Origin of the sequence: Ensifer sp. ZNC0028, assembly GCF_000799055.1 — a bacterium.
In the GTDB taxonomy this organism is placed as follows: domain Bacteria; phylum Pseudomonadota; class Alphaproteobacteria; order Rhizobiales; family Rhizobiaceae; genus Ensifer.
The window spans coordinates 24,084-31,249 of sequence record NZ_JTLA01000032.1 but is presented as its reverse complement, the minus strand read 5'-3'; the positions used below and the strand labels follow the sequence as shown (position 1 = coordinate 31,249).

The following is a 7,166-nucleotide window of genomic DNA, read 5'->3' as shown; positions in this document are numbered from 1 at the left end:
TGATGACCGGCAAGGCGATCGCGCGGGCAACGGGCAAGCCGCTCTATGCCGTCAACCATCTCGAGGGCCATGCGCTGACGGCGCGGCTGACCCACGGGCTCTCCTTCCCCTACCTGATGCTGCTCGTCTCCGGCGGCCACACCCAGCTCATCCTCGTCAAGGGTGTCGGCGACTACGAGCGCTGGGGCACGACGATCGACGATGCGCTCGGCGAGGCCTTCGACAAGACAGCCAAGCTGCTCGGCCTTCCCTACCCGGGTGGTCCGGCGGTGGAGCGGGCAGCGCTTGTGGGTGATCCGCAGCGTTTCGATTTTCCGCGCCCGCTCGTCGGCGATGCCAGGCTCGACTTCTCCTTCTCCGGATTGAAGACGGCGGTGCGCCAGGCGGCGCAATCGCTGGAGCCGGTCACGGAGCAGGACATCGCCGATATCTGCGCCTCCTTCCAGCGGGCGATCTCGCGCACGCTCAAGGATCGCGTCGGTCGCGGCCTGAAGCGCTTCAAGGCGGAACATGGCGGTGTTGCGCGCCCGGCGCTGGTGGTGGCTGGCGGCGTTGCCGCCAACCAGGTGCTGCGGGCGACGCTGCAGGAACTCTGTGACAAGAACGGCTTCGAGTTCATTGCGCCGCCGCTTTCTCTCTGCACCGACAACGCGGCGATGATCGCCTGGGCCGGTGCCGAACGGCTGGCGGCAGGCATGGCAGCCGACGGCCTTGATGTCGCGCCGCGCTCGCGCTGGCCGCTCGACGCCCAGGCGCAGGCGCTGCTCGGTTCCGGCAAACGCGGCGCCAAGGCGTGACAAGATTTAGAGCATACGGATAGAGCATGAACGACATTTCCAAGAACGGGCCGAAGATCGTCGTGGTCGGCGCTGGCGCCTTCGGCACCGCGCTCGCCGCGGTTGCCGCCTCGGCTGAAGGCAGCAACGTGACGCTGCTGGCCCGTCGTCCGGAGATTGCCGAAGCCTGCCGCGACAGCGGCCGCAATGAGGATGCCCTGCCGGGTATCGACCTGCCGGCGGCGTTGAAGCATACGGCCGATGTCTCCGTGCTCGCGGACGCCGAAGTCGTGCTCTTCGTCATGCCGTCGCAGGCGCACCGGGATGCGGCACGGCAGTATGGCCCTCAGATCAACGCTGCAGCCACGATCGTCACCTGTGCCAAGGGCATGGAGCAGGCGACCGGCCGCTTGCTGACCGACGTGCTGGCGGAGGAACTGCCCGGCCGTTCGATCGGCGTGCTCTCCGGTCCCGGTTTTGCCGCCGATATCGCCAAGGGCCTGCCGACCGCGATGGTAATCGCAGCGGCCGATGCAGCGACGGCAACGATGCTGGCCGAGGTGCTCTCGGGCCCGACCTTCCGGCTTTATCCGTCCGAGGATCGCATCGGCGTGCAGCTCGGCGGCGCGCTGAAGAATGTGCTGGCGATCGCCTGCGGCATCGTCGAGGGTGCGGGCCTTGGCGACAGCGCCCGTGCCGCGCTGATCTCGCGCGGCCTTGCCGAGATGTCGCGCTTCATTGCTGCCGAAGGCGGCGAGGCCGATACGGTGCGTGGTCTTTCCGGGCTTGGCGATCTCGTGTTGACGGCGACCAGCCACCAGTCGCGCAACCTGCGTTTCGGCATCGCGCTCGGCAAGGATGGTCGGGCCAGCGGGCGCAAGGGCGAGCTGGTCGAAGGCGCGTTCGCCGCATCGGTCGCCGCGCGCGTTGCCCATGATCTTGGCGTCGAAATGCCGATCACCGAAGCGGTGGCGGCGATCATCGACGGCAAGCTCGATGTCCGAACCGCGCTCGAACAGTTGATGACCCGCCCGATCACCCAGGAATGAAGGGAGCGGCGGACTTTCGCTCGCACCCGCGCCAACGAAAACTCTAGGAGGAAGCATGCTCTTCGCACTTCATTGCACCGACAAGCCAGGCGCGCTGCAGCTTCGGCTCGACACCCGTCCCGATCACGTCGCCTATCTCAACGATCTGAATGCCAAGGGTATCCTGAAGATGGCTGGCCCCTTCCTCGGCGACGACGGCAAGCCGACCGGCAGCCTGGTGCTTGTCAAGGCTGAGACCATCGACGAGGCGCGGGCGATCGCCGAAGCCGATCCCTATGCCAAGGCCGGGCTCTTTTCCAATGTCGAGATCAAGGCCTTCAACTGGGTCTTCAACAATCCGGAGGCTTGAGACCAAGATGGCCCATTGGCTCTACAAATCCGAACCCTTCAAGTGGTCCTGGCAGATGCAGAAGGATGCAGGCGCCAAGGGCACCGAATGGACCGGCGTGCGCAACTACCAGGCGCGCAACAACATGCGGGCGATGCAGATCGGCGACAAAGGCTTCTTCTACCACTCGAACGAAGGGCTGGAGATCGTCGGCATCAGCGAGGTCTGCGCGCTGTCGCATCCGGACTCGACCGCCGAGGGCGACGCCCGCTGGGACTGCGTCGATATCCGCGCCGTGATGGACATGCCGCGGCCGGTGACGCTGAAGGAGATCAAGGACAATCCGAAGCTCGCCAATATGTCGCTCGTCACCTCCATGCGCCTGTCTGTGCAGCCGGTGACCGAGGACGAGTGGATCGAGGTCTGCCGCATGGGCGGGCTCGACAATCCGCCGCGCTAGTCCTGTTTTCCGCCTGTCCGGGACGCTCGGGCAGGCGCGGAGAGTTTCGTGAAGACCGATCCGGAAAGCTTCATCCTCGAAAACACCGACGTGCTCACGCCGCCGCATGTGCCGGAGATCCGCCTGCACCTGGCGACGGAGGCGCATGAACTCTGGCTGAAGACCGAGGAAGAGTTGCAGGAGATCGGCCTGCCGCCGCCGTTCTGGGCCTTTGCCTGGGCCGGCGGGCAGGGGCTCGCCCGTTACATCCTCGATCACCCCGAGGTCGTGCGCGGCCGCCGTGTCGTCGACTTTGCCTCCGGTTCGGGTCTGGTGGCGATCGCGGCGATGAAGGCGGGCGCAGCATCGGTGCTCGCCGCCGATATCGACCCCTGGGCGGAAACGGCCGTCCGGCTCAATGCCGCACTCAACGACGTCACCCTTTCCTATACTGGCGACGATATCACCGGCCGCGACCTTGAAGCCGAGGTCTATCTCGCCGGCGACGTCTTTTACGACAAGGCTTTTGCCGACCGGTTGAAGCCGTGGTTTTCGGGGCTTGCCGCAAGTGGCGCCTCCGTGATCGTCGGCGATCCCGGCCGTTCCTACTGCCCGCGCGAAATGATGACGTCGCTTGCCACCTACGAGGTTCCCGTCACCCGGGCGCTGGAGGACAGCGAGGTCAAGCGCACCACCGTCTGGCGCTTCGGCACAGGCGTACATGATAATCGTGCCCGCATCTCCGACGATACACCCGATCTTCGAAGCCGCTGACCTGACAGCCTGACAAGGCCCGTCGCCGCGATTACCGGCGGATGACGCAGACGCCGTGTTCGTAGGTGCAGGAGCTGTTCATCGTCTGTGGCGTGACGTCGATGATCTTGCCGCGTCTCGCCTCGGGCTGAGGCGCAAAGTCTGCCTCATCCGCATAGCCGTAGTCGCCTTCCTGGCTGAAATAGATGCCGTTGCCGACATCGACATAGGCGGAAATCCCGCCGACATAAGTGCCGATACCGGGAATGACATCCGGATATTCATCGCCGCCGTAATAGTTCGGGCGATAGTCACGGCCCTGGTTGTTCGATGTCCAGATCTCCCGCCCGGCCTGATCGCGCATCCATCCGCCGCCGTTGCCCCAACGCTCGGGATAGGCCCGATATTGCGGCAAGGGGACATGGCGGGTGCGGGTCGAGACTTGCGGCGGCACGTCATAGATGCCTGGGCGACCGTCGTGCCTGCGGGCGTCGGATGTCCAGTAGTCGCGACCGGCTCCGTCGCGCACCCATCCGCCACGCTGCTCCGACCGTCCGGCATAAGCGCCGGGGTAGGGGCGGTAGCGCGGCAGGCGAACGTGCCGGGTGCGCGTGTTCACTTCCGGCGGGCCACCGTTGGACGCCCAGTCTCGGCGCGGTCCGCGATGGCGGTCCCAGTCGTTGCGATAACCCATGCGATCGAAATCGTGACGAGGATAGAAACGATCGGCATTCATCCTGACATGGCGTGTTCGCGTCTGCGCCTCCGGCAGTCCGCCCCGGTCTCGAGCTTCCATCGGAATGTAGCTGGTGGCGATGACCAGGCCGGCAAGCGCTAGCACTTTGGTCGCATGGATTGCCCTGAACAGAATCATTCTGCCCGCCCTCCGGGTGACGCTTAACAAATCGTTAAGGGCACTCTGGGCCACATCGGCGGGAAAGTCACGGAATTGCTTGGCTTTTTGTCGCTATCGTTAACGCCGGCCCATGTCTCCGGCTGGCAGGAAAATGGCGCAATTCGTCTAATCGATTAAATTGATTTTGCACCGCAAACACACTTGTCGTTAAGCTTTATGGTGATTAAAGGTCCGAATGACTGAATTGCGCACAATCAGGTGCGATACCGGACTAAAATCGTCCAGTTTTTTGGGCGGAAATCCGGGCATTCCGTGAGGTTCCGATGACGAATGTCACAAGAAGCCGGCCACTCTCGCCGCATCTTCAAATCTATAAACCTATCCCGACAATGGTTATGTCCATTGTGCACCGCATCACTGGTGGCGCGCTCTACTTCGGGACTATCCTCGTTGCCTGGTGGCTGATCGCCGCCGCGTCGGGCGCTGCCTATTACGACTGGGTCAGCTGGCTGTTCGGTACGCTGATCGGCAAGCTTGTGCTGTTCGGCTATACCTGGGCATTGGTGCACCACATGCTCGGTGGCTTGCGCCACTTCGCCTGGGATCTCGGCTACGGCTACGAGAAGCACTTCGCCACCAAGATGGCCAAGGCAACGATCATCGGTTCGGTGGCGCTGACGCTGCTGATCTGGGTGGTCGGCTATCTCGTTCGCTGACTGAGGGGAGAATTCTTATGGATATGCGCACTCCTCTCGGCAAGGTTCGCGGTCTTGGCTCGGCCAAGGAAGGCACGGATCATTTCTGGCGCCAGCGCCTGACGGCCGTCGCCAACGTTCCGCTGTTGATCTTCTTCGTCATCTTCCTCGTTCGCTACGCAGGCGCCCCTTACGCGGATGTCCTTGCCGCGCTGGCGAACCCCTTCGTCGCCGTCGTCATGGCGCTCGTCGTGCTCTCGGGTCTCGTTCACATGCGGCTCGGCATGCAGGTGATCATCGAAGACTACGTGCATGGCGAAGGCATGAAGATCGTGCTTCTCATGCTCAATACATTTTTCACGATCGCGGTTGGCGGGCTCTGTCTCTTCGCCATCCTGAAGATCGCTTTTGCAGGGTAATTTCGCCATGGCATCGAACAGTTCACCCGCTGCAAACGGCAAGGCCTATCAATATGTCGACCACGCCTTCGACGTGGTCGTCGTCGGCGCCGGCGGCGCGGGCTTGCGCGCGACCCTCGGCATGGCCGAGCAGGGTCTGAAGACCGCCTGCATCACCAAGGTCTTCCCGACCCGCTCGCACACGGTTGCCGCCCAGGGTGGTATTGCCGCCTCGCTGCAGAACATGACGCCGGACAGCTGGCAGTGGCACCTCTACGACACCGTCAAGGGCTCCGACTGGCTCGGCGACGTCGACGCCATGCAGTATCTCGCCATGGAAGCGCCGAAGGCGGTCTATGAGCTCGAGCACTATGGCGTGCCGTTCTCGCGTAACGCCGAAGGCAAGATCTACCAGCGGCCGTTCGGCGGCCACATGCAGAACTACGGCGAAGGTCCGCCGGTCCAGCGCACCTGTGCTGCTGCCGACCGTACCGGCCACGCCATCCTGCACACGCTCTATGGTCAGTCTCTGCGCAACAACGCCGAGTTCTTCATCGAGTATTTCGCGCTCGACCTGATCATGTCGGATGACGGCCGCTGCACCGGCGTCGTCGCCTGGAACCTCGACGACGGTACGATCCATCGCTTCTCCGCCAAGATGGTGGTGCTTGCGACCGGCGGCTACGGCCGCGCCTACTTCTCGGCGACCTCGGCGCACACCTGCACCGGTGACGGCGGCGGCATGATCGCACGCGCCGGCCTGCCGCTGCAGGACATGGAGTTCGTCCAGTTCCACCCGACCGGCATCTACGGTGCGGGCTGCCTGATCACCGAAGGCGCACGCGGCGAAGGCGGCTATCTCGTCAACTCCGAAGGCGAGCGCTTCATGGAGCGCTACGCGCCGTCCGCCAAGGACCTTGCCTCGCGCGACGTCGTCTCGCGCTGCATGACGATGGAAATCCGCGAAGGCCGCGGCGTCGGCAAGAACAAGGACCACATCTTCCTGCACCTCGATCACCTCGATCCGGCCGTTCTGCACGAGCGCCTGCCGGGCATCTCGGAATCGGCGAAGATCTTCGCCGGTGTCGACGTGACCCGCGAGCCGATCCCGGTTCTGCCGACCGTGCACTACAACATGGGCGGCGTGCCGACCAACTACTGGGGCGAAGTGCTCAACGCCGACGCCCAGAACCCGGAGCGCATCGCGCCCGGCCTGATGGCCGTCGGCGAAGCCGGCTGCGCCTCGGTGCACGGCGCCAATCGCCTCGGCTCCAACTCGCTGATCGACCTTGTGGTCTTCGGCCGTGCCGCCGCCATCCGCGCCGGCCAGGTCATCGACCGCAACGAGCCGGTGCCGGAACTCAACAAGGCCGCCTGCGACCGGATCATGGACCGCTTCGACCGCCTGCGTAACGCCAACGGCTCGACGCCGACGGCAGTGCTGCGCGAAAAGATGCAGCGCGCCATGCAGGAAGACGCGGCCGTGTTCCGTACCCAGGAATCGCTGGAATCGGGCTGCAAGCGCATTTCGGCGATCTGGAAAGAGATGCCCGACATCAAGGTCACCGACCGCTCGATGATCTGGAACTCGGACCTCGTCGAGACGCTGGAACTCGAAAACCTCATGGCCAACGCCATCACGACGATCTACGGCGCCGAAGCGCGCAAGGAGAGCCGTGGTTCGCACGCCCGCGAGGACTACACCGAGGGTCCGCTCGGCGGCCGCGACGACGTCAACTGGCGCAAGCACACGCTCGCCTGGGTCAACGAGGCCGGCGACGTCAAGCTCGACTACCGCCCCGTCCATACCGACCTGATCGCCGACGGCATCGATCCCAAGAAGATCGAGCCGAAGGCCCGCGTCTATTGATC

At 64.2% G+C, this 7,166-nt stretch carries 9 protein-coding genes; 8 read left to right on the top strand and 1 reads right to left on the bottom strand.

Annotation, left to right across the window (positions count from 1 at the left end):
• The 5 genes from L981_RS08635 to L981_RS08615 form a co-directional block, all read left to right on the top strand.
• The coding region (locus L981_RS08635; RefSeq protein WP_043613983.1) for a tRNA (adenosine(37)-N6)-threonylcarbamoyltransferase complex transferase subunit TsaD at positions 1–797 on the top strand (797 nt) is incomplete at its 5' end.
• A gap of 26 nt (positions 798–823) precedes the next feature.
• The gene (locus tag L981_RS08630) at positions 824–1,825 is read left to right on the top strand and encodes an NAD(P)H-dependent glycerol-3-phosphate dehydrogenase (RefSeq protein ID WP_043613980.1); all 1,002 of its coding nucleotides are present in this window, start codon (positions 824–826) and stop codon (positions 1,823–1,825) included.
• Positions 1,826–1,880: 55 nt separating this feature from the next.
• Complete coding sequence (locus L981_RS08625) at positions 1,881–2,174, top strand: YciI-like protein (RefSeq protein ID WP_034802587.1); 294 nt, start codon at positions 1,881–1,883, stop codon at positions 2,172–2,174.
• Between the two features lie 7 nt (positions 2,175–2,181).
• Entirely contained in the window at positions 2,182–2,613 is a 432-nt protein-coding gene (locus tag L981_RS08620) for an EVE domain-containing protein (RefSeq protein WP_043613977.1), read from the top strand.
• 48 nt (positions 2,614–2,661) lie between these two features.
• Positions 2,662–3,366, top strand: coding sequence for a methyltransferase (locus tag L981_RS08615; RefSeq protein WP_043613975.1), 705 nt, complete (start codon positions 2,662–2,664; stop codon positions 3,364–3,366).
• Positions 3,367–3,397: 31 nt separating this feature from the next.
• Here the strand turns inward: L981_RS08615 and L981_RS33240 are convergent, their stop codons facing one another.
• Positions 3,398–4,219: a hypothetical protein gene (locus L981_RS33240; RefSeq protein ID WP_052201673.1), complete on the bottom strand. Its 822-nt coding sequence runs from the start codon at positions 4,217–4,219 to the stop codon at positions 3,398–3,400.
• 305 nt (positions 4,220–4,524) lie between these two features.
• Between L981_RS33240 and sdhC the strand changes: the two genes are divergently transcribed.
• Genes sdhC through sdhA form a run of 3 tightly spaced genes read left to right on the top strand, consistent with a single transcriptional unit; the run spans position 4,525 to position 7,164 of the window.
• A complete protein-coding gene (gene sdhC / locus L981_RS08605; RefSeq protein WP_034802580.1) occupies positions 4,525–4,917 on the top strand; it encodes a succinate dehydrogenase, cytochrome b556 subunit in 393 nt (130 codons plus the stop codon).
• A gap of 17 nt (positions 4,918–4,934) precedes the next feature.
• Complete coding sequence (sdhD, locus tag L981_RS08600; protein WP_043613972.1) at positions 4,935–5,315, top strand: succinate dehydrogenase, hydrophobic membrane anchor protein; 381 nt, start codon at positions 4,935–4,937, stop codon at positions 5,313–5,315.
• A 7-nt stretch (positions 5,316–5,322) separates the two neighbouring features.
• Positions 5,323–7,164, top strand: a complete 1,842-nt coding sequence (sdhA, locus tag L981_RS08595) for a succinate dehydrogenase flavoprotein subunit (protein ID WP_043613970.1) — start codon at positions 5,323–5,325, stop codon at positions 7,162–7,164.
• Positions 7,165–7,166 lie beyond the last annotated feature (2 nt).